Below are 21,963 nucleotides of genomic sequence, written 5' to 3'. Positions count from 1 at the left end.
GAAAACCGCCATTCTCGGCTAACAGTCGCAGCGCTGCGCAACAAACGTGCCGCCCGGCAGCGGCAGATCCGACTTCGGCTGGAGACATGGGCTGAGTAGCCGCTCTTCCCGCAGCCTAGCCCGACGACCGTCCGTGTCCGGCCGGCGAAGGGGCTTGCGTTTGCATTGCCTCGTGGATTTGCAGGGCGAACCACAGCTGAGCCAACGTGGATGTTTCGGTCATGTCCAGGCCGGTCAGCTCGCTGATCTTCCGCATCCTGTAGATGATCGTCTGCCGGTGGGCGAAGAGGGCCGCGGCGGTCTTCTGCCACGACCGCTGGGTGTCTAGGAAGGTCTTCAGGGTGACGATTAGGTCCCCGTGCTGTCCCTGTTCGTACTCGAAAATCGGGCCCAGGAGCCTCTGGACGAGCGCGTTGCCTTCCTCGAAGCTGGTGAGCCCCATCCACGAGGGGCCGTCGGCATAACGGACCAGTCCTTCGCCGGTGCTGGCTGCTGTCCCGAGGGCCCACAGTGATTCCTGCAGTGCACGCTGGATTCCGGCGGCATTTGACGGTGTGCTGATCCCGATTCTGACATCCGACCCTACGCAGTGCATCAACAGATCATCGGTCAGGTCGGCAGAGACAGCCAGATGAAGGGTGTTGAAACGGCGGAAGCACGCGGTGGGAGAGCCGTGACGCCACAGTTCGACATGGATATTTGCCAGCCTTTCGCCGTCGTCAGCCGAAATAGAAACAAGAAGAAATTCACGGAATGGAACCTCAAAATCGGCGAGGCGGCTTTCGATGTCCGCGATTCCGAGGCGTCCGTCGATCGCCTGCAGGAGGAACTCTGCCCCCAGCCGCCGCTGGTTTTCCAATGACAGAACGGTGCGGGACAGTTCCAGTCCCAGGACCGTGGCCGTATGCAGCAGGACAACGGAGTCCGGGTGGGGTACGGAGTTCGGCAGTACGACCAACAGGGCGTTGGGGTGTGTCGGAACGTCCATCAACAGGACATGCCTGTCCCGCAGGTAATGCCATTGGAACTTTCTGCTCATGGTGGGCGTCTGGCCGGTCAGCTGTACCAGGTCCTTGTCAAGGGATTCGGGCAACAGTTGGCCCCCTGGATACCACGGATGGAGGCACCGCCGGTCCATGACGAAGAGTTGGGAGTCAAGCTCGCTTGCAAGTCCCTGAAGGAGGCTCTGCCAATGGTCTTCCGACGTGCCCGCAGTGCGAAGCAAATCGTAGATCCGGGCCGTCTGGCGTAACCGGCGGGACTCCTCGAGCAGCGACGCCTCAGCGACAGAGCGGGCAATCGCAATGAATGGCAGCGGATAAGGGACATTGATCACAGGCAGCGGCAGCCGGTCGCAGGCCGCCAGAAACGCCGGCAGAAGCGCGGGGGCGTGCATCTTCTCGCCGATGGCCAGCGCGCTGGCACCCGCCTTGACGAGCGCCTCGGCGAGCTCCACCTGGCCCTGGGCGTCGGCAGGAATGGACAGGCCGTTGGTCATCATCAGCTCGCCACCAGTGACCCATTCCCACAGCCTCGGCAAATCGGAGGTATGGGCCCACGTGATCCGGTTGGCCGTGCCGTCCGCACCCGCCAAAAGAGTCAGCCCGAGCTGCGGTTCGGCCAGCAATTCGGCCACGGTGATCGCCATGCGGAGCACTTCCTGTTCATGAGTCCGGACGCCGCCCCCCAAGCCGCTTATACACATGTATAAGCTCTCCCGTTATTTGTAGTCAATCTGTGGATTTACGCCGTGACGCCGCTCACGAAGAATTAGGTCACTGAAACTTCCCCGCTCAATGATGAGCTTCACGAGAGTTTGCGATGAGCACAACGAGCTATCTCATTGATGGCGCCCCGCTGACCAAGTCCCACGAGAAGCTGACCTTGTCCCTCTCTGAACTCACCACAGAAACGACGCCGGCATCGCCGGCTAACAGCAAAACAACTGAAGGATCCTTCTCATGACCACGCACAAGCCAATCGGCCCCGTCGATGCAACAAAAGTCCCCCGCTTCGCGGGCCTGGGCACTTTCGCCCGGCTTCCCCAGATCGACCGGGTCCCGGACTACGACATTGCCATTGTGGGTGTCCCGTTCGACGGCGGAACCTCCTACCGCCCGGGCGCCCGTTTCGGTCCTGCCGCCGTCCGTGAAGCCTCCCGCCTGCTGCGTCCCGGCTACCACCCCGAATTGGACGTTGAGCCCGTGTACGAAGCCCAGGTGGTGGATGCCGGCGATATCGTCTGCACCCCCTACGACATCACCCGGGCAGTCCGCGAAATCGAAGAGCAGGCACTTCCGCTGCTCCAAGGCCCTGCGGATGGCGATGGTGAAGGCAAGCGCCTCATCTCCATCGGTGGCGACCACACCATCGCCCTGCCGATGCTGCGGGCACTGAACAAGGTCCACGGCCCTGTTGCCCTGCTCCACTTCGACGCGCACTTGGATACCTGGGACAGCTACTTCGATCAGCCGATCACCCACGGAACCATCTTCCGCCGGGCCTTCGAAGAGGGCCTGCTGGTTGAGGACAAGTCCATGCACGTGGGTATCCGCGGGCCGGTCTATGACCGTGACGACTTCCTGCGCGACCACGAGTTCGGGTTCCAGATCATCCGGTGCTCGGATCTGGACGTCATCGGCGTCCCGGCCGCAATCCAGAGGGTCAAGGACCGTCTGGGCGACAGCCCCGTCTATGTCTCCATCGATATCGATGTCCTGGACCCGTCCTACGCTCCGGGCACCGGTACGCCCGAAATGGGCGGCCTGCACTCCCGCGAACTGCTGGCCCTGCTCCGCGGACTCAACGGCATCAACATCGTGGGCGCCGACGTCGTCGAGGTCGCTCCGGCCTACGACCATGCAGACATCACCACCGTTGCCGCGGCGACTCTCGTCTTCGACCTCCTCGCCCTGATGGTGAACCGCAGAAAGGCCACCGCCAACCTCGCCCAGGAACTGCAATCGGCCACCGTTTGAGCCATAACTGCTGTGCAATCGCGCCTGAGTTATACATATGTATGAACAGGTTTACGGCGACCATTCAATCGCCGGATTTCCTCTGCGACGAAAGTCACGAATGATTGGTCCATCAGATCCCGTGCTCGACGAAGCGCCGGGACAGAACAAAGAGGTTCCCATGAACTCCCGGAACGCATCATGAGCGCTCAACCCACTCCCGTCGCCGCGGCCGAGGTGCCCCGGCTCGAGGACAAGACCATTCAACCCATCCCCGCCGACGAACGCCACGGCAAAGCGCGGGACCTTTTCACCATCTGGTTCGGTTCCAACATCATGATCATGACCATCGTGACCGGGGGACTCGCGACCACTGTGTTCGGGCTCAGCTTTGTGCCCGCCATCGTCGGAATCATCATTGGGAACGTGGTCGGTGGCATATTCATGGCCCTGCATTCGGCCCAAGGCCCGCAGCTGGGCGTGGCGCAGATGATTCAGACCCGCGGCCAATTCGGGTCGTACGGGGCGCTGCTGATCGTTGTCATCGTGGTGATCATGTACGTCGGGTTTTTTGCGGCAAACCTCGTCTTCGGCGGGGAAGCAATGGCCGCAGTCAACCCGGGCATCAGTGTTGACGCAGGCATCATCGTCATTGGCGTCGTGAGCGTCATTGCCACCATCTTCGGCTACCGCCTCATCCACGCCTATGCACGAGTCTTGAGCATCGTGGCGGGTCTGGCGTTGGTTCTGGCCTTCGTCTGGATCCTGTTCGTCCAAGGACTGCCGGCCAGCTTCCTGGACCAGGGAAACTTCAACTGGGTGGGCTTCATGGCCACCATCTCCGTCTCCGCCCTCTGGCAACTCGCCTACGCTCCCTACGTCTCGGACTACTCCCGCTACATGCCCCAGGGCACCGGCTCGACCCCGGCGTTCTGGGCGTCCTACTCAGGCTGCGTGCTGGGAACGCTCTTCCCGATGATCTTGGGTGCCTTGGTGGGCACGCTCGCCCTGACACTGACCAACGATGGCAGCAACGTCGAAATAGTCGGGAGCCTGGGAGCCCTGCTCCAGCCATGGACCATGGCAGTCATCGGAATCTTCTGCCTTGGCGTTGCAGCGTCGAACGCCATGAACCTCTACTGCGGGGTTCTGTGCACCCTCACCATTGGGCAGACGTTCAGGCCGACCTGGTTGCCCCACGCCAAGACCCGGAGCATTGCGGCGGTTCTCCTCTTCACCGTCGCCCTCCTGATCGCGCTGTTCGCCCGCGACAATTTCATTCTCTTCTACACGAACTTCCTCTCCTTCCTGATGTACGTCCTGGTCCCCTGGACGGCCATCAACCTGGTCGACTACTACCTTCTCCGGCACGGCGACTACCGGGTTGAAGACTTCTTCAAGCGCGACGGAGGCGTGTACGGACGCTTCAACTGGATAGCGATCGGTTGCTACGTGGCCGGCGCCCTGATCCAGGTTCCCTTCTCGGCAACCGCGATCTACACGGGCCCGCTGGCCGCCGCAATGGGCGGAGTGGACCTCTCCTGGATCGTCGGGCTGCTGGTTGTTGCTCCGCTGTACTACTTCGCGGCACGCGTGTTCCGGAAGAAGCCGGATGACGCCCCCTTTCAAACCCCTGTCCTCGCGACTGACCTCATCTGAAAGCGAACATCATGACACTTACTGACACCGAACAGTTCACCGTCCGGCGCTCCCCTGCGGATAGCACCCCCGTCAGCGTCCTGCCACCTACCGGACACTTCATTGGAGGATCGTTCGTTCCCGGTTCCTCCGCCCAGCTCATCGACGTCGTTGACCCCACCACTGAGCAGGTCATCGCGTCCGTACAGGCCGGCACCGCCGCAGATGTAGATGTTGCTGTTAAAGCCGCCATGGCAGCCCAGAAGACCTGGGGCGCCACCACGCCTAAGGAGCGGTCCGAAGTACTCTCCCTGATCGCCAACATCATCGAGGCCAACCGGGCCGCCTTCGAAGTCATCGAATCCGCCAACACCGGTAAACCGCGAACCGTCGCGGAAGACGACGTCTCCAGCACCATCGACACGTTCCGATTCATGGCCGGAGCTTCCCGCACACTGACGTCCATGGCCGGTGGCGACTACGCCACTGGACACACCTCGGTCATCCTCAGGGAACCCGTCGGCGTCGTCGGCGTCATCACCCCGTGGAACTACCCGCTGCTGATGGCCGCATGGAAGATCGCACCCATCCTGGCCGCCGGAAACAGCATCGTCCTCAAGCCCTCGGAACAGACTCCGCTGTCAACGCTGAAGCTCGCAGAACTGGTAGCCGGACGCATCCCCGATGGCATCCTCAACGTCGTGACGGGACAAGGCCGAACCGTTGGGCAACGTCTCGCCGAACACCCTGATGTCGCCCTCATTGCATTGACAGGGAGCGTCGTCAGCGGACAGGCCGTGGCGGAAACCGCGGGCAGATCCGTCAAGCGCGTTCACCTGGAACTCGGCGGCAAGGCCCCTGTTGTTGTCTTCCCCGACGCCGACCTCCGCGCAGCCGCGGCCGGCGTGCGAAACGCCGGCTTCTGGAATGCCGGCCAGGATTGTGGCGCTGCCTGCCGGGTTCTCGTCCACGAGTCCGTGGCTGAGGAGTTTACCGAACACCTGGTCCGCGAAGTCAGCACGCTCGTCGTCGGCGCTCCAAGCGCAGGGGACGACGTGGAAATCGGTCCCATGATTTCGAGCCCGCACTTCGAACGCGTGAAGGAATCGCTTGCCGAGGCCAAGGCTGCGGGCCTGAAAGTGGCCATCGGTGGCTCGGCCATGGAAGGCCCCGGCTACTTCATCGAACCCACAGTGATCAGCAACGTACCGGCCGGGGCACACATTGCCACCCACGAAATCTTTGGTCCCGTGGTCACCGTCGAGACCTTCAGTTCCACTGAAGAGGCCGTCACCCGGGCAAACGAGAGCCCCTACGGCCTTTCCGCCTCGGTATGGACCCGGGACTCAAGCCTCTCGCTCAGGGTTCCCAAGCAACTCGACTTCGGCACCGTCTGGGTCAATTCACACCTGGTGTTGGCTTGCGAGGTTCCGTGGGGCGGATTCAAGGGATCCGGCTACGGCCGCGACCTCTCGCTCTATGCCTTGGACGATTACTCCCGGACCAAGCACGTCATGATCAACCACAGCGCATGAGCGTCAAGACCAGCATCGGAGCTCAGCAATGACCACCACGAATCATCCCCACACCGCACCGTCGGCACGCGGCGCAACCCCGTCCGCTCCCTTCGGGACAGACGTAACGTGGACCAACTGGGGCGGAAACCAGAGCGCCACGCCAGCTTTCACCGTCCGGCCGCGGACTGAACAGGAAGCGCTCGACGCCGTCCGGTTCGCCATCCGCGAAGGCCTGCCGGTACGCGCAGTCGGCTCAGGGCATTCGTCCTCCCCGCTTGTTCAGACGGGCGGTGTCCTGATGGACATGTCCGCACTCTCGGCCATCACGGGAACCGACCCTGCGCGGTGTCGCGCAAGGGCGTTGGCCGGCACCACCATCAGCGCCTTCGGCGATCCGTTGTGGGAGCAGGGGCTGGCACTGGCCAACCAAGGCGACATCGACAAGCAGCAGATCGCCGGAGCGCTCTCAACCAGCACCCACGGCTCCGGAAAGAACCTGGGCAGCTTTTCGTCAAGCCTTCGCTGGGTCAAGCTGATCAACGGCTACGGCGAAATCGTCGAAATCGGGGAGGGGCAGCTCCGCGAACTCAAGGCCGCCCAGGTCGCTTTGGGGACGCTCGGAATTTTCCTGGAGGTTGAACTGGCCGTCGAGGACCGCTATTACCTGCGGGAGGAGATCACGTATCCCACCTGGTCAGGGACCGCGGCAACCTGGCAGACCGACATCGACGCGAACAGGCACTACTCGTTCCTCTGGTGCCCGGACGACGGTTCCTGCGAACTCCTGGATCTGCCCGGAGCGCCCGGCCAGAGGATGGCAAACCGCAGCTACACCAAGCGGTACAACATCGCCCAGGTCCAGGACGAGCGTGAAATTTCCGGCACAGAGGGTGCCCGGCTGGACCGGTCATACCGCATCTACCCGGGCGGATTCACCACACCGTTCCATGAACTCGAGTACTTCGTTCCCAGCGAGCACGGCCTGGAGGCCGTCGAGGCTGTCCAAGACCTGATCCGTACCAAGCATTCCGACCAGAAGTACCCCGTTGAGGTCCGCTGGGTGAAAGCCGACGAAGGGTACATGTCCCAGTTCCAAGGGCGCGACACCACCGTCATTACCCTGACCACCGAACCTGGAACCGACTACTGGCCCTTCTTCCGGGATGCAGATGCGGTGCTGCAGGAATTCGAGCCACGTGCACACTGGGGCAAGATCCATTTCATGACGAGGAACCGCCTGGAGCGTCTCTACCCGGAGCTCGACACCTTCATCCAGGTCCGCCGCGAATTCGACCCCCGCGGAATATTCCTCAACGACCACACTCGTGCCCTCTTAGGCTAAAGCAGCAATCACGGCGTATGCCCCCGGGCCGGGCTCGGGGGCATACTTTCCGCCCTCCGACTTCTGGCCCCAGCTGCCCTGGGCCGCACGAGGCGCGGGCCCCGCGTACCACGCAGCCAAGCACACCTTGCAGCACCCGAAGTAGTCCACCTCAAACTACCAATTCGATGCGGGAGGAGAAGACATGACCCATTTTCAGGACAAGGCCTACCTTGTCACGGGAGCCAGCTCCGGCATCGGTCTCGCGACCACTCGAGCCCTTCTGGCGCAAGGGGCAACGGTTGCAGCGGTCGGGCTCCCGGACCGGTTGCTCGATGACGCAAAAAGCCAACTGTCGGGCGCTCCGACCTTCCTCGAAGCCGACGTATCTAAGTCCGTGATGGTCGATAGCGCCTTCGCCCAGGCGGAAGCAGAACTCGGGCCCCTGAGTGGAGCTTTCAACGCCGCAGGAATCTCCAGTGTTGCGCCCATCGCCGAAACGTCCGACGAGCTGTGGCAGAAACTGATCCGGGTGAACTTGTCCGGCACTTTCCACTTCGCCCGGGCAGCGGCGCGAACACTCTCATCCAACGGCGGTGGATCGCTCGTCTGCACTGCCATCGAGCTATCACTCGTCGGCCAGGCGGGCCACACCGCATACACTGCGACCAAGGGCGGCGTTCTGTCCATGATGCGGTCCTTGGCCGCCGAACTTGCACCTGCCGGCGTCCGGGTCAATGCGCTATCGCCGGGCACGACAGATACTCCTATGCTTGTGGCCGAGTTCGCGAACGAAGAAGAACGCGCCAGAGACGAAGCTTCGGTACCAATGGGCCGATTCGCCCTGCCTCGAAGCAACAATCCACGGTTCCCGTGGAAGCCCTCCACACCACGCTGAAAAACGGGCTCAACTATGGCACCAAGAAGTCAGGGTGTTCACCGCAGCAGACGTTAACATCATGCAGCCGGCCCCCGCCGTCAAGCTACAGCCGGTAAGCCGGCCGCCCCGTATTTCGGCCCCCACGGCGCGGCAGCGCCCCTGGACCGCTGAAAATGACAATTGCTGGGATCCAGCCACCGACCGACGGGCCGGCCGTCTTGTCTTGGTAAAGGATCCCTTGCTGGGACCGGAGGGCCGGTTCGTCGGAGGTTGCTCAGAGCCCGGCTTTCGCGGCCACTCCGGGAACCTGCCTTGTCTCACCAATGTGTCGCACATGGGCTATTCTCAACAAAAGGGAGCTCAGCCTTTGATGAGCCTAGGGGGAGTCGGCGTGGGGAGTATCGGATATGCCAGGGTCAGCACCGTGGACCAGAACGCGGACCTGCAGCATGCGGCGTTGAGTGCCGCGGGCTGCAACCGGATCTTCACCGACCACGGTGTGAGTGGAACGCGGGCCAGTCGGCCCGAGCTGGAGAAGATGCTTGATCACCTGCGGGACGGTGATGAGGTAGTGGTCTGGAAGCTGGACCGGCTGGGGCGCAACACCCGCAATCTGCTGGCTCTCATCGATGACCTGGAACACCGGGGCGTGCACTTCCGCAGTGTCACGGAAGGCATCAGCACAGCAGGGTCGATGGGCCGGGCCATGCTCACCGTCATGTCCGCGTTCGCCCAGCTCGAGCGTGACCAGCTGGCCGAGCGGACCAAGGCCGGCATGGCCGCGGCTGCCGAACACGGGCGGAAGGCCGGACGGCGGGAAGTCACCGCTGGCCATGCGAAGGTCAAGCGAGCCCGCGACCTGAAGGCACAGAGGCTCACGCCGACCGACATTGGGAAGATCATCGGGGCTAGCCGCGCCACCGTGTATCGCTACCTGAGCATGGCAAGCAGCGAACCGGTCTGAATGGACCGAAGGCGACGCCAGGGACTGCTGGAATGGGCGGCTGGCCCGCGATGCACGTTTCTGTGGGGCACTCTTGCCGGACACCCGCGATGGCGGTGGCCACCGCCATGGAAAAGCACTGAGCACTGAGCTGGACGCGCCACATAGCGCTGGCAGAACAACGCCAAATACCTCCGCGATTCACAGTCGGACACTACGAGCTCGTGAACTTTGCTCCTCGGCAGAGAGCCCGCAGACTGGCCGGCGGCCGCCGCCCCTGAAGGGGAACCATTTACGGAGCCGCCGGACGCAAAGTCAGGGGCAAGTCTTGCCGGCGCGCAAGAGCGGTGTGCTCACCACCGGGCCGTGCCCGGGCCACCCTTGAAGGGACCAACGATCTGCGTGGTGATCCACCCGCCGTAGAAGTCACCATCCTGGAAGGTCACCTGTTCGCCGTTGACCTCGCAGGAGTCCATGTGATCCGGGTAGAGGGCCACCCGGGTACTGAGCGCCTCGAAACCCCGGGTGGGTTCCGGGTAGGTCCACCCGGCGCGGGGAACGACGGCTCGGCCGGCAACGACGTCGAAGTAGTGCGCTTCTCCCTTGAACTCGCAGAAGCTGGTGCCCTCGACCGGGACGAGTATACCGGCAGGGAATGCGTCCAAGGGCAGGTAGTAGACGGGCGGATGACTCGTCTCCTGGACGCGCACTGCATCGGTGGTGTCGGCAATCACCTGCCCGCCCAGCCGCACGATGACCCGTTCGGATCGAGGCTCGACCTTTGGCGGCCGCGGGTAGTCCCATACCGATTCTTGACCGGCCTGGGGTTTGATGGGCTGGGGTCGCCGGAGGAAACCGGCAAAGCCGTGGGCAGGAGTCATGTCCTCATGCTGCCATCTTCCGCTGGGATGCGACCGTGAACGCCGGCGGAGATCTCGGTGGGCACATATGGCGGCAGGTTCAAGCGGTTTTACTTGGTGGCGTTCGGATGGTGGGTATGTACGTCGATCAGGATCACCGATTGCTCTTCGACGTAAAACCAGATCCTGGCGCCGTTGGTGAGCTCGTACTGTCGCCGGCGGTGGATCATTCCTTTGTGGGTGACGAATTCGAGGTCACCCTTCATGCCATGGCAGGTGGTGTCGTCCGCGAGAGGGCTGGTGGTGAGGCGTTCCCATGCCGCGACCACCGTGTTGCGCTGTACGGCGAGGACATCGATCCACCCTTTGCGGGCATTGGACGTTCCAAAAACGATTTCGTACTCGCTGCGGCGCAGAGGCCGGGGAACCGTCTCCTTCTTAGGGCTCACTTCTCTGCTCGGGGGTCGTCAACGGCCTCGGACTCGTCCAGCCAGTCGAGCTCGGTGTCCGGGGTGTAGCCGGAGGCGACGGCCTCCGCGGTTGCCTTCCACTCGGATAGAACGACGAACAACCTGTCGAAACTTGAAATGGACGCACAGGCCCGGGAGACGTCGACTATTTCGGATGCGAACTGCTCGCGCTGCTGTGCCGGCAGAAAGCCAAGCCAGGGGAATGGGATCAGGAGCCTGTCGGCGAAGCTCGATTCTCCCGGGGCGAGCGATGCGGCGACCAGGCTCGCGGCCAGCTGGAGTGCCTCGTGTTCCCGCTCAACTGTCTTGGACCGAAGGAGCATAAGGGGCTCACCGTCACGACGGGTGATGGTTACAGGACCCTCGTCTGCAGCGCGGAAGACCTGTGCGGGATTCCTGGACAGGTCCGAGGAGCTGGCGGTGCGGCTGATCATGACGGTACTCATGAGTCCATTATTCTGAATATGTTCAGAAAATGCAATCCGCTGGCGTGCTTACGTATGCGCTGTTATCGGCGTTTGGGCAGCGAATTCCCGGTGACAGTTGATGTCTCTCCCATCGCCCAAACCTTCGGAACAGAGGGTTGCCCGCCGGGGCCTGGCTCCTAGGAAAATCGCCAGCCGAGCTCGCGCTCTGATTAGCTCCGTCGCTACCTAAGATCCATGCCATCAACGTGACACAGCCTGCGAAGCCCGTAGCCGTAATTCCCTTAGAACAGCGGCCAGGGCACCGCCGACATCTCACCGCTCGGAGCCGGAAATCGCCCTGCCAAGCGCAACCGGGCGCAGCGCTCGGCGAGCGATGCGATTTCTTCGGCGCTGAGCAAGTCCGCCAGGTTTCGGCCCAGCCCACCGTGCAGTCCTTCGCTGACACGATCGATGCTGTCGCGTTCCTCTGTGGTCAGAGCGTCTCCCAGCCATCCCCACAGCACCGTGCGCAGCTTGTGGTCACGGTGAAAGGTGAGCCCATGGTCCACGCCGTGCCGGTGTCCGTCCGGCGTGGCAAGAATGTGGTCGCCTTTGCGGTCGGCGTTGTTGACGACCACGTCGAACACCGCCATGCGTCTGAGCGCTGGCGAGTCTTCGTGAACGAGGGCGACCATCCGTCCGTTCTCATCTCGTCCCTCGAGAACGTGTTTCCAGCCCGTCTCCGGCACGTGGTCCGTCGCGACCAGGTTCACGGCGCTTTGGGCGGGGTCTTGCTCCTGCCAGAGCTGCACCATTCCTTCGCCCATCGGACCATCGCGCAGCCAGGTGTGCGGCACGACGTCCCAGCCGAAGACCTGCGAGACCAGGTAGGCGGCCACCTCCCGGTGAGCCAGGGTGCCGTGGGGAAAATCCCACAGCGGACTTTCGCCGGCTATCGGCTTATAGACGACCACCACGTCGCCGATGCTGCCCAGGAATGTAGCGTTTGAAGCCGTCGTGATGCGGCCGGTGAGCGTCAGCTCGGCGGTCACTAGGTCCGGCGCTGGCATCAGACCTCGGGAAGGGTGCAGATGTGCCCGTCGGCGTCTATGGGGTAACCGCAGAGCGGGCACATCGGACGCCCGGCACCCACGATCTCACGGGTGCGCTTGGCGAATGCGCGGGCGGTGCCGACCGGCATTCGCACCAGCAGCATTTCGGGCTCGTTAGCGCCGTCCTCATCAAGGGATTCGTCGTTGTCATCAGCATCGACATCGGTGATGGGGTAGGCCTCTATTACGACCTGCGCCGTGGTTGGGTCCCAACCTAAGCTCATGGCGCCGGTCCGAAACTGCTCCTGAACGGCCTCGAGCTGGTCATTGTCGACAAGTTCAATGGGAGTACTCGTGGGAACGCTGAAGGGGTTGCCCTCGACGGTGATGAGCTGGTCGAGAATTTCGTCGATCTTCTCGGCGAGCAGAGCCGACTGCTGCTTCTCCAGGGCAATACTCACGATCTGCGTCCCTGCGCGCACCTGCAGGTAGAACGTGCGCGCCCCCGGAAGGCCAATGGTGCCAACGACGACCCGATCAGGCCAGGCAAACTCGTGAACACGTGTAGGCATGTCAGTATTTTAGGCACATGAGGTTCATGACGCCTTTTGCCCTGCACCGCCGCCCACCGGCGCATCGCCGGAGTGGATGCCGTTCGACAGCCACGACAGATCCCCCGCGTCGGTGTTGGTCGCATAGACGCCCGGCCGACTAGCGCCGTAGCGCACGATCGATACGGAGGCGGGGCCCACGTTAATACGCTGGAACAGGTCAAGGTGCATGCCGAGCGCGTCGGCGAGGATTGACTTGATGATGTCACCGTGACTCACCGCCACCCACACGGCCCCTGGCCCGTACTCGGCTTCGAAGGCTGCATCGTGGCGTCGAATCGCTGCCACCGACCGAGCCTGCATCGCGGCCATGGATTCACCGCCGGGAAAGATGACGGCGGACGGTTGCGACTGCACAACCGACCACAAATCCTCGGTCGCGAGATCACTGAGCGTGCGGCCCTGCCACTGGCCGTAATCGCACTCGGTGAGATCGAGATCGACCCGCGCGTACGGGGTGCCAGCCTGGCGATCGAGGATGAGCTGGGCGGTCTGCTGACAACGCTCAAGAGGGCTCGACACCACCCCGACTACGGGCACGGCTGCGAGCCGGTCTCCGGTCAGAGCCGCCTGGTCGCGCCCGATCTGGTCCAGGCTGACGCCGGCGGCCCGACCGGCCAGCAGTCCAGTGGCATTGGCTGTGGTGCGGCCGTGCCGCACGAGAATAACTGTCGCCATCCACCCAGCCTAACCACCGGCTCGATGGCGGTGTGAACCGTACCGGGTTTGATGCCGCGACATACGGACGGCGCCTAGGGCGCGTCTCCTAATGCCGCAATTGCCGCGCTCCAGATGACAACGGCCTGCAGCACCACGGCTGCGCGGTAGGTCAGGGCGAGCTTGATGCCCCTATGGATGTCAAGGGGTGACTTGCTGCTCCCCGCGGGTGGCTACCGGCCTGGTGACCCGGATGAAGTCGAAGAGCTCGCGGGCGACGTAGCGTTTGAGACACCGGATGACCTCGCGCCGTGTTTTCCTCAGGCTGAGACGTGTCTGCAGGTATTCCTTTGTCCGCGGGTCCCACCTCAGCCGGCTTAGGACGATCCGGTATAGGGCCGCGTTCGCTTGTCGGTCGCCTCCTCTGTTCAGGCGCCGTCGCTGGGTTTGGCCGGAGGACGCCTCGACGGGGCTGGTCCCACACAGTGCGGCGTAGGAGGCTTCGTTGGCGAGGCGCTCGGGGTTGTCGCCGCCGGCGATGAGGAGCGCGGCGGCGCTGTCCGGGCCGACTCCCTGAACGTCGAGGATCCCTGGTGCACATTCCTCGACTGCGGCCGCGATATGTTTGTTCAGATCGTCAATCTCCGTGCTGAGATTCTGGATTCGACGGGCGAGTAGGCGAAGTGTGTGGCGGGCAGCGCCGGCTGGTCCCGGATGCTTGGTCTCAGTCAGGCGCGCGCAGCGTCGGATCAGCTGGGTGTTACTCAACCCGGCAAGCGACTCGCGCAAGGCTCCGTCCGCGGTAACAATGACGGCTTTGAGCTGATTGATCGCTTGAGAGCGGGACTTGATCGCTGAGTTCTTCGCCATCTTGAATAACCGCAGCATCTCCACAGCCCCGTCTCCCGTTTTGGCCGCCGAGGTCGCCCGCCCCGACAACACGGCCCGGGCTGCAGCTTCCGCGTCGACCATGTCGCTTTTGCCGTGGCGTCGACGCGCGGCCTTGTCCGGTTGGTTGACCTCAATGACCTCGACGCCGTGAGACTGGAGATGGCGGGAGAGACCGGCCCCGTAGGATCCTGTGCATTCGACCCCAGCCCTCCGCAGGGTCCCGAATGATCGTGCCCAGGCCAGCATCAGCACGTAGCCATCCGTCGCCGCAGGGAAACTGCGGGTGTCGATGAGACCTCCGATCATGGTGATCACTGCGGCGACGTGAACGTCCTTATGGGTGTCGACACCCATAAGGATGTCCTCGGCCGCGTGTGAAGTTGGGTGCAAAGCCACGGGTTGAACGATGCTGGAAGACATGGTCGCCCTATCTCTTGGAAACGATGGCCGTCGCTGGTTGAGAGATGGTCAAGACTGTGATGGTGCCTGGTGCGAAAGCCCCTATTGGGACACATCCTCACAGCCAGTGACAGCACGAACGGCCGTTCCGGGTGCCGGTCGACTGATCAAACTCAAGGCACGAAGCCAGTCGTAGCGCGAGTCAGACCGCCTCCCGGAACGGTGTTAAACCATCCTCACAGTCGTAGCGGGTGGCCAGGGACCTCCATTGCTTCAAGGTGTTGAAGTTGCATTCGACAACGTTGCGTCGTTTGTAGGCTTCCTTGTCGTAGGTTCGACCAGGCAGACAAAGCCCTCGCGGAACCCTTCAAACACGCCGACGCACTCAAAACTGCCCAGACGGACTCAGCGCGCATCGACCAGCTCATGGCCGACGCGGCAAAACCAGAGGAACAGCCACAGGCCGAACCCGCAGCCCAGACCGACCCCCGAATGGAAAAGATGCAACGGCTGATGAATGCATCCTTCCCGCAAAAGCCGGTCGCCTCAGCTGCCACGGCTACAGCCGCCCAGCAGCGGACACCCGAACAGCGCCGCCAACAAGCCGAGTACGGGCGCTGAATCATCTCCCGGCACACGGAAGCCCTGCATAGCCAAAAGCTATGCAGGGCTATACCGCGGGGGCTGTGCCGTTAGGGAGTGCAAGGAGTCAGTACTATCAATTTGATATCAGGCCAGCATCACAACGGTATTAGGCCGCAACCAACGACGCCTTAGTGCGTCGAGGAGGCCAGCGCCGGTTCCGCGTAATTCCGGGAATCATCCTGTTCGGTTGTCTTGGCGGTGTAGGTGAAGATTCCGGCGAACAATGAACAGGCAGCAAACAGCAGGAAGCTCCAGACCGCGCTTCCTCCGACGATGTAGCCGATGATTACGGGGCCAACGATTGCCCCGATTCTTCCCCATCCCAGCGTGGCGCCCAGCGCCCTCGCGCGGAGCCAGAGCGGGTAGGTCTGGTCCACCGTTGTGTTGATGGCGATGAGTCCGCCCTGGGCAACGCCACCGGCCAGGAACGTAAGCGCGAGTAGGACGGGCTGCGAGGGAGAGGTCAGCATTACGGCTAGGACAACGGCTCCCACCGCGTAAATCCCCAAGACGGCTTTACGTCCGTCCATCCGGTCGGCTATCAGGGCGAAAAGAAGCGACCCGATGGCCGCGCCGGCGAACATCGTCACCTGGAATGTCAGAGACGATCCAAGGTCAAACCCGCTGCTGCGCATGATTTCCGGTAGCCACGTACCCAGCCCATACCACAGCAGCAGGCCCAGAAGCGTCGCGGTGATGAACAGGACGGTCATGCGCCGGCGGCGTCCATACAAGCCTGAAGACCTCGCGGCTAGTTGTTCCTGGGGTACCGTCGCCGCCTTCGTGTCGGGTAGGACCAGCCAGGACACAATGATGGCCAGGACAACCAACGGCGCCGGTACCAGGAACATCATCTCGGCACCGATGATCGGGATGAGCGATTTTGAGAGCAGGGCAGCGAGCATGCCGCCAAGGGGAACAGCTGTGAACATGGCCGCGTAGGTGAGCGTCCGCCGCTTAACGGGGGCAACGCTCAAAGTCAGGGTCGTGCAGACCGGGAGGACGCCGCCGAGACCAATACCCATGAAAATCCGCAGTAGCGCCAGCATTGCTGCATTGTCCACAAAGGCGCAGAGGGAGCCGAAGACGCCGAACAGGAGCAAGCACCCGACGACAACTGCACGGCGTGAGTACTTCATGGTTAGACCGCTGGCGCCCAAGGCACCCAGCAACATTCCTACGAAGGCAGCACCGCCTACGTAGCCGGCATTCTGGGGCGACAGATCCCATCCCGGATCGCGCAGAAGAACGGGCAGCACTGAACCGTACACCGACTGATCGTAGCCTTCGAGGATGACGACAAGGGCGCAGGCGGCGATGACAGCCGTGCTGGACCGGGATCTTTGAGTTTCTCGGCTTGGGGCTTGAAATAACACGGTATTGCTTCCTTCTGGAGGGCCCTTCATCACTGGACTTCAGACTTGTGATGGGGGCGATGCCCGTTCTGAATCAGGGCGCGGCTGATGGCGGGATGACGCTGTAGCGGGATTGACCTGCATTCGCAGGTTGCCACGGCCTAGCGGTGGACCAGTCCTCCGTTGACGGAGATGGTCTGGCCCGTGATGTAGCTGCTCTCATCAGAGAGGAGGAAAGCGGCAAGGCTGGTCATGTCGTCGGGACCGGCTGTGCGGTGCAGAGCCTGGCGAGCCATCATTGCCTCTTTCTGGGGCGCGGAGACGGTGTCCCGTGATACTTCTGTGTAGACCGGCCCCGGTGACAGGGTATTGACCCTGATGCCGAATTCGCCCAGCTCATGGGACATGGAGAAGGTCATGCCTGCTACCCCGCCTTTGCTTGCGACGTAGTGCAGATAGCCCTGTCGTCCCATCGCGACGGCATCGGATCCGATGTTGATGATGCTCGCCCCGGCTGAGGCACGCAGCAGCGGCAGGAGTGCAGTGGTCAGCAGCCAGGGCCCCTTGAGGTTGACCTCCATGAGCCGGTCCCATTCGTCTGTGGATATTTCCCAGAACGGCTTCATGGTGATGGTCGAGAAGATGGCGGCGTTGTTGACGAGGCCGTCGACGCGGCCGAATTCCTTGGTCAGCGACTCGGCAAGTTCAGCGCAGCTGTTGGCTGAGGCGACGTCGATTGCGTGGGCGATGGCTTTTCCTTGGTTGCCGTTCTCGTTGAGGGCCGCTGCTGCCTTTTCTACGCTGTCCGTCGCACGGTCGGCGAGGACGACCGTTGCGCCTTCGTCCACTAGCCGGCGCGCGTAGGCCAGGCCGATGCCTTGTGCCGCGCCGGTTACGACGATGACCTTGCTGGCCAAATCTGTGTAGCTCATGAAAGCATCCATTCCCTGTATGTTTTTTCGTCTGCGGGGGCAATCTCGGTGGAGAGGCACACGAGGCAGCCGGGGCAGAAGCTCTGCCTGATGACGATCGGTCGGTCGGTGAAGAGTGCCGGGTCCGCCTTCACGCCAGGGCCGGCGGCGCTGGAGGGGCGTTCATTCCGGATTGCGCGGGTCATGGGTGCTTGGACCGAGTCGCCGACCGTGGCCCCGCAGTGGCGGCATCCGACGGTGCCTGCGTCGGTCACTTCCAGGTTCGTATCGATGTTCATGCCGGTGCTCCAGTCTTTGCTTCGTGGTGGGACAAGCCGGCGCGTTCGAGCCGAAGTGTTTGCCGTTGGCGGGTGGTGGCGTCAAAGTCAACGGTGCCGGTTTCGTCGACGGCCACGCCGTAGACTCCGATGGCGGCCCGTTGTGAGACCTTGCCCTTGAGCACGTCGGCTGCCACATTCTCCGGTTCGCGCAGTAGCGGGTCGCCGAGGCCGCCGCCGCCCTGCCAGTGTGTGTAGTACACGTCCCGGACGCCCAGATCGGTCTCCAGGTGCGGCGGCACCGTGTGGGCTTCACCTCCAAGGTCTTCCAGGGATGAGGGCATTTCTCCGGCTTTGAGTTGTTCCAGGACATGGGATCCACGCACGAGAACGTCGTACTGGGTGGCCGCGGGGTATCCGCCGGCCAGGCCCGGCGCCTGGGGCACCGCCTTGCCGGGGGCTGATACAACCATATGGACCGCTCCGACTGGTGAGTCATGGGGGATGAAGCAGCTTGAGCCACCTACACCGCCGCGGTATTTGCCTGGTCCGCCGGAGTCTTCTTCTTCGCGGCGCCAGAGGTACAGAATCGGGAAGCTGAACTCGTTGATTTCGACGTCCGCGACTCTGCCCATGGGGATGCAGTTCACGCCGCCGGTGTCGACGCCGTCGCCGTCGACCTTGGCGCCCAGACCTCCGGCCATCGCGTCGCAGAGCATGGTGACGAAGCCGCCGCCGCGTTGGTCGACGCCGGCGAGAACGGTCAGGTCCCAGGATCCGCAGCACACGCTCATCAGGTGTTCGGAATGCTGCGGGTGCGTGGAGAGCATGCCGGCGATGGTTTCGGAGACTGCGTTTTGAGTCGACCAGGCGGAGGCGACCGAACCCTTTCCGATTCCCGCGGGGAAGGTGCAGTTGTTGATGGTGCCGGGTTCGCTGATGATCTCGATGGTGCGATAGATCCCGCCGGGTGCCCAAGGGATGTCCGGGCAGAGCATGGTCAGCATGACCGGCATGATCCCTCCGCGCAGGCCGGCCAGCGTGCAGTTGATGATGCCCTCTACCTGCGGATCGGTGCCGGTGAAGTCGAAAATCAGCCGGTCACCCGTCTTGGTCATGTTCAGGACGATCTTGTAGACGTTCCGGTCTCCGGCTCGCCCGCCGTCCTGGTGGGCCACGGCGCCCCAGGTGCCGTCCGGGAGATCCAGGAGTTTGGCGCGGAGTCTTGACTCGGCATCATTCATCATGCGTTTCATGACGGCTTTGACGGTGTCGGGCCCGTATTTGTTGATGAGCGCGGTCAGCCGGTCGTGTGCGACGTTGTTGGCCCCGATCTTGGCGCGCAGATCCAATGCCACGAGTTTGGGGACGCGGGAGCGGCGCAGGTAGACGTCTTCGACATCGGCGCGGACGGCTCCGTTTTCGACGATCTTGACCGGCGGTGTGGGCAGCGACTCCCAGAACACATCCATGCCGTCGACCGACCAGCTGCCGGGAGAGACGCCGCCGAGGTCGACCTGGTGCGCCACTGCGCCGGTCCAGCCGAAGAGTTCGCCGTCGTGGAAGAGGGGTGCGAGGACCGTGACGTCGTTCTGGTGCAGACCGCCGCCGACCCAGGGATCGTTGCACAGGAACATGTCGCCGGGGTTGATGCCCGGGTTGGCGCTGCGGTTCTCCAGCGTCCACTTCGCTGCCATGTCCAGTGAGGCTGCCAGCTGCATATTGTACAGGCCGACCTGGACGGTGTCTCCGGCCTCGTCCATGATGGCGGCACCGAAGTCGTTGCAGTCGGTCACGACGACCGATCCGCTCATTCGCTTGATCGCATCGCCCATCTCCTCGGTGATGGCTGCCAGGCGGTGGCGTACGACTTCGTAGGTGAGGGGATCCAGGCCGTCCACGGTCGCGTCGTCGACGATGTGGAGGGGAAGTGAGCCGATGCTGCGCTGATCGGCGCGGAGCGGGGCGGGCTGAAGTGCGAACTTTTCAGACCCGGAAATGGGAACGATAGGCATGATCAGTTCTCCTTGTCAGTTGTTGAAGCGGTGGTGTAGCGGATGACGAGATTGCCCAGACGGTCGACGGTTGCGGTCGTGCCTCGGGGCAGGGCAACCGTGGTGGTCGGTGCTTCCACGACGGCCGGTCCGGAGATTTCGTGGCTCGCGCCCAGATCGCGGTAGTCGTAGATGGCGGCCGGTTCGAGGCCGTTGACGATGTCCAGGAAAACGTCCCGTGTCCCTGTTGGCGCCGGCGGAGTGTTCAGGACCGGATGTTCGGGAAGTTCCGGCCGGATGTGCAGTGAGCCGACGGCCCGGACCCGGTAGGTGATGACCTGCAGTCCGGCGTCGCGGAAGCCGGAGCCCTTTCCGTAGATGTTTTCGTAGAGCTGTTCGAACCGTTCCCCGACCGCTCCGATCTGGCCTGCGTCAAGGGTCCCGGAGGGGACGGGCGTTGAGACCTCGGCCATCTGCATCGTGTATCGGATGTCGGCCTCTCGTTCGTAGTGGATTTCGGAGAATTCCAGCCCCTGGTCGATCAGGCGTAAGCGGAGCTCCTCCTCGAGCCCGGCGAACGTTTCGTTGACGAGGTCGACATCCGGCGGGAAATTGTGCGGCTGCGAGCGTTCAATGGTCAGAACGATGTCCGACGCGGCGAGGCCGTAGGCGGAGAACACCGCCGCGGTCGAGCCCAGGGGAACCACGACTTCCTTGACGCCAAGGTCTGCCGAGTAGCTGGCGGCATGGACCGGTCCCGCTCCACCAAAGGAGTACAGGACGAAGTCTCGGGGATCCTGACCGGAGTTGACCACGACCTTGCGGACGAGGTCTGCGGTCTGGGCATTTTGAATGGCATAGATGGCCTGGGCCGCGTCGGTCACCGACAGGCCCAGCGGCTCCGCGATGTGCTTCCGGATGGCCTCGGCCGAGAGCTCCCTGTCCAGCTTCTTACGGCCGCCGAGGAAGTTGTTCGGGTTGACGATGCCGAGCACCACGTCCGCATCCGTGACGGTCGGTTCGAATCCGCCTTCGCCGTAGCAGGCCGGTCCGGGCCGTGCGCCGGCGCTGCGGGGCCCGACGCGGAGGTTGCCGCCGGCGTCGACCCAGGCAATCGCCCCGCCGCCTGCACCGATCGTGTGCACGTCCACCATGGGGGTGCTGATGGTGTACTGGTTCAGGACGGTGCTGGTTGTCGAGACGGGCTTGCCGTCCGTAACGAGCCCGACCAGGAACGTGGTGCCGCCCATGTCGGTGGAGATGACGTTCCGGTGTCCCAGGGCTGTAGCCATACGGGTACAGCCGACGATGCCGCCGGTGAGGACCGAGCCGATCGTGGATACGGCGTGTTTGGGTGCCTCGTGCGAGGACACGCAGCCGCCGGATCCCTGCATGACGAGCAGGGAGCCTGCGAACCCGCGGTTTTTCAGTTCTTGTTCGAGGGGGCGCAGGTAGGCGCCCAGCCTTGGACCGACTTGGGTGTTCATGATGGTGGTCGCGCTGCGGGCGTACTCGCGGATCCGGGGGCTGACCTCGCTGGAGAGCGCAACGTACATGTCGGGCTGTTCCTCGTGGACGATTTCGCGGATCCGCAGTTCGTGCGCGGGGTTGCGGAAGGACCAGAGCAGGGAGACGGCAATGGCTTCGACACCGTCGGAGAGCATCTGACGGACAGCTGTGCGGACTCCGGCCTCGTCCAGGGGAACGAGCACCTCGCCTTTGTAGTCAATCCGTTCGTTGATCTCATGGATCTGCTCGGAGGGAACAAGTGGTGCCGGCTTGGCCGTTCGCGCCATGTCCTGGACCTCGTCGGTACCGAGTCCCGCGTACCGTCCCTCCAGGTTCATGATCGAAATCGAGTCGCCGTGACCTTGGGTGGTCAGGAATCCGACCTTGGCGACGTCTCCGGTCACGAGCGCGTTCAGCGTCGAGGTCGTCCCGTGCACGATGTAGTCGGTGTCGCCAAGGAGCTGGGACGTCGTCAAATCCAGTTCCACCGCAAGATCGTCGATGGAGTTGAGGAACCCCTGAGCGAAATCCGGTGGTGTTGAAGGCGTCTTGGCTGCCGCGATCCTGTCCTGGTGGTCGGCGACAAAAGCGTCGGTGAAGGTTCCGCCGGTGTCGATGCCGATGACATATGTCATGTGAGTTCTCCCGAAACGATAGATGAATGCCGT

Annotated in this window: 19 protein-coding genes; 6 read left to right on the top strand and 13 right to left on the bottom strand. The window is 63.1% G+C overall.

What is annotated here, in order from left to right:
* Positions 1-115 precede the first annotated feature (115 nt).
* Positions 116-1,648, bottom strand: a complete 1,533-nt coding sequence (locus tag ACQCSY_RS06145) for a PucR family transcriptional regulator (RefSeq protein ID WP_427134056.1) — start codon at positions 1,646-1,648, stop codon at positions 116-118.
* 313 nt (positions 1,649-1,961) lie between these two features.
* Here ACQCSY_RS06145 and speB point away from each other — a divergent pair, with 313 nt between their 5' ends.
* The 6 genes from speB (at position 1,962) to ACQCSY_RS06115 (ending at position 9,277) form a co-directional block, all read left to right on the top strand.
* Positions 1,962-2,978: an agmatinase gene (gene speB / locus ACQCSY_RS06140; protein WP_427134054.1), complete on the top strand. Its 1,017-nt coding sequence runs from the start codon at positions 1,962-1,964 to the stop codon at positions 2,976-2,978.
* A 180-nt stretch (positions 2,979-3,158) separates the two neighbouring features.
* Positions 3,159-4,616: a purine-cytosine permease family protein gene (locus ACQCSY_RS06135; RefSeq protein ID WP_427134052.1), complete on the top strand. Its 1,458-nt coding sequence runs from the start codon at positions 3,159-3,161 to the stop codon at positions 4,614-4,616.
* An 11-nt stretch (positions 4,617-4,627) separates the two neighbouring features.
* Positions 4,628-6,130, top strand: coding sequence for an aminobutyraldehyde dehydrogenase (locus ACQCSY_RS06130; protein ID WP_427134050.1), 1,503 nt, complete (start codon positions 4,628-4,630; stop codon positions 6,128-6,130).
* A 28-nt stretch (positions 6,131-6,158) separates the two neighbouring features.
* A complete protein-coding gene (locus ACQCSY_RS06125) occupies positions 6,159-7,454 on the top strand; it encodes a D-arabinono-1,4-lactone oxidase (RefSeq protein ID WP_427134049.1) in 1,296 nt (431 codons plus the stop codon).
* Between the two features lie 184 nt (positions 7,455-7,638).
* On the top strand, positions 7,639-8,331 hold the full coding sequence (locus ACQCSY_RS06120) for an SDR family NAD(P)-dependent oxidoreductase (RefSeq protein ID WP_427134047.1): 693 nt from the start codon (positions 7,639-7,641) through the stop codon (positions 8,329-8,331).
* Between the two features lie 373 nt (positions 8,332-8,704).
* On the top strand, positions 8,705-9,277 hold the full coding sequence (locus ACQCSY_RS06115) for a recombinase family protein (RefSeq protein ID WP_427134045.1): 573 nt from the start codon (positions 8,705-8,707) through the stop codon (positions 9,275-9,277).
* Positions 9,278-9,609: 332 nt separating this feature from the next.
* Here ACQCSY_RS06115 and ACQCSY_RS06110 read toward each other — a convergent pair whose 3' ends face one another.
* The 12 genes from ACQCSY_RS06110 to ACQCSY_RS06055 all read right to left on the bottom strand — a co-directional run bounded on the left by ACQCSY_RS06110 (position 9,610) and on the right by ACQCSY_RS06055 (position 21,930).
* Complete coding sequence (locus tag ACQCSY_RS06110) at positions 9,610-10,137, bottom strand: DUF427 domain-containing protein (protein ID WP_427134044.1); 528 nt, start codon at positions 10,135-10,137, stop codon at positions 9,610-9,612.
* A gap of 89 nt (positions 10,138-10,226) precedes the next feature.
* Positions 10,227-10,565 carry a hypothetical protein gene (locus ACQCSY_RS06105; RefSeq protein ID WP_427134042.1) on the bottom strand — a complete coding sequence of 113 codons (339 nt, stop codon included), beginning with the start codon at positions 10,563-10,565 and terminating at the stop codon, positions 10,227-10,229.
* Complete coding sequence (locus tag ACQCSY_RS06100) at positions 10,562-11,032, bottom strand: type II toxin-antitoxin system Phd/YefM family antitoxin (protein ID WP_427129132.1); 471 nt, start codon at positions 11,030-11,032, stop codon at positions 10,562-10,564. The genes ACQCSY_RS06105 and ACQCSY_RS06100 overlap by 4 nt, the downstream gene beginning before the upstream one ends.
* A gap of 263 nt (positions 11,033-11,295) precedes the next feature.
* The gene (locus ACQCSY_RS06095) at positions 11,296-12,063 is read right to left on the bottom strand and encodes an SCO1664 family protein (RefSeq protein WP_427134040.1); all 768 of its coding nucleotides are present in this window, start codon (positions 12,061-12,063) and stop codon (positions 11,296-11,298) included.
* Positions 12,063-12,617 carry a DUF3090 domain-containing protein gene (locus tag ACQCSY_RS06090; protein ID WP_427134039.1) on the bottom strand — a complete coding sequence of 185 codons (555 nt, stop codon included), beginning with the start codon at positions 12,615-12,617 and terminating at the stop codon, positions 12,063-12,065. Before ACQCSY_RS06090 ends, ACQCSY_RS06095 begins: the two co-directional genes overlap by 1 nt.
* A gap of 24 nt (positions 12,618-12,641) precedes the next feature.
* Positions 12,642-13,334, bottom strand: coding sequence for a histidine phosphatase family protein (locus ACQCSY_RS06085; protein WP_427134038.1), 693 nt, complete (start codon positions 13,332-13,334; stop codon positions 12,642-12,644).
* A gap of 180 nt (positions 13,335-13,514) precedes the next feature.
* A complete protein-coding gene (locus ACQCSY_RS06080; protein WP_427134036.1) occupies positions 13,515-14,600 on the bottom strand; it encodes an IS110 family transposase in 1,086 nt (361 codons plus the stop codon).
* Between the two features lie 776 nt (positions 14,601-15,376).
* On the bottom strand, positions 15,377-16,654 hold the full coding sequence (locus tag ACQCSY_RS06075; RefSeq protein WP_427134034.1) for an MFS transporter: 1,278 nt from the start codon (positions 16,652-16,654) through the stop codon (positions 15,377-15,379).
* Between the two features lie 110 nt (positions 16,655-16,764).
* Positions 16,765-17,535 carry an SDR family NAD(P)-dependent oxidoreductase gene (locus ACQCSY_RS06070; protein ID WP_427134032.1) on the bottom strand — a complete coding sequence of 257 codons (771 nt, stop codon included), beginning with the start codon at positions 17,533-17,535 and terminating at the stop codon, positions 16,765-16,767.
* Positions 17,532-17,813, bottom strand: a complete 282-nt coding sequence (locus ACQCSY_RS06065; protein ID WP_426977915.1) for a hypothetical protein — start codon at positions 17,811-17,813, stop codon at positions 17,532-17,534. Before ACQCSY_RS06065 ends, ACQCSY_RS06070 begins: the two co-directional genes overlap by 4 nt.
* A complete protein-coding gene (locus ACQCSY_RS06060) occupies positions 17,810-19,807 on the bottom strand; it encodes a hydantoinase B/oxoprolinase family protein (protein ID WP_427134030.1) in 1,998 nt (665 codons plus the stop codon). Before ACQCSY_RS06060 ends, ACQCSY_RS06065 begins: the two co-directional genes overlap by 4 nt.
* 2 nt (positions 19,808-19,809) lie before the next feature.
* Positions 19,810-21,930 (bottom strand): hydantoinase/oxoprolinase family protein, encoded by a 2,121-nt coding sequence (locus ACQCSY_RS06055; RefSeq protein ID WP_427134029.1) that lies wholly within the window; start codon positions 21,928-21,930, stop codon positions 19,810-19,812.
* Positions 21,931-21,963 lie beyond the last annotated feature (33 nt).

Source organism: Pseudarthrobacter sp. S9, from assembly GCF_050156545.1.
In the GTDB taxonomy this organism is placed as follows: Bacteria; Actinomycetota; Actinomycetes; order Actinomycetales; family Micrococcaceae; genus Arthrobacter.
This window is presented reverse-complemented; position numbering and strand designations above follow the sequence as displayed.